General features: G+C 48.2%; 1 protein-coding gene. It reads left to right on the top strand.

Annotation, left to right across the window (positions count from 1 at the left end; all coding sequences use genetic code 11):
• Positions 1–819 (top strand): lamin tail domain-containing protein (locus R8O10_RS24585; RefSeq protein ID WP_318191868.1); only part of this gene is annotated, 819 nt, incomplete at both ends.

Consider the following 819-nt stretch of genomic DNA (forward strand, 5'->3'; position numbering starts at 1 on the left):
ATGGACACGTTAATCAAACCCTCAATACTTGCATTAACCATCGCTAGTGCGCTTAGCGCTAACGCGAATGCAGAAATTATCATTTCCCAGTACGTAGAAGGTGGCTCGTATAATAAAGCGGTCGAGATCGCGAATACCGGTGATGCCGCAGTCACGCTAACAGGTTATGAGCTAGCGAAATCATCTAATGGTGGTGGCACTTGGGGCAGCAAGATCGATTTGAGCCAAGTGACGTTGCAAGCGAAGCAGGTGTTTGTTCTTGCCCATGGTGATGCCAGCGATGCGATTAAAGCAGTGGCTGACCAGACCGATAAAAACGTGGCTAACTTTAATGGTGACGATCCTCTCGCACTATTAAAAGATGGTGAAGTTCACGACATGGTTGGCGTGATGGGGGGTGTAGCATTTGGCAAAGACGCCACTTTGGTACGTAACGGTGACGCACTGACGCCTTCTGCGACTTTCCAATCTTCTCAATGGACAACGTTAGCAAAAGACAACATTGATGGCTTGGGCGAGCTGAACGCAGCTGAGCCACCTGCAGCATTTGTGTGTGAAGTGGATGGACACGCGCCAACGTTCACATCCATTCAAGACATTCAAGGTGAAGGTGCTTCTTCGCCATTTATCGATGGTTACCCATACATTACGACAGAAGAGCATTTTGTTACTGGTGTCGTGAGCGCTGTTACTAGCGGTTTGACGAAAGGCTTCTACCTGCAAGCTATCGAGAACGATAACAACGATAAGACGTCAGAAGGTCTATTTATTCATACGAACGCCGCCGATACGGAGCTAAAGCCTGGTGACGTAGTTTGT

It is taken from the genome of Vibrio sp. 1727 (genome assembly GCF_033344415.1).
Classification (GTDB): domain Bacteria; phylum Pseudomonadota; class Gammaproteobacteria; order Enterobacterales; family Vibrionaceae; genus Vibrio; species Vibrio alginolyticus.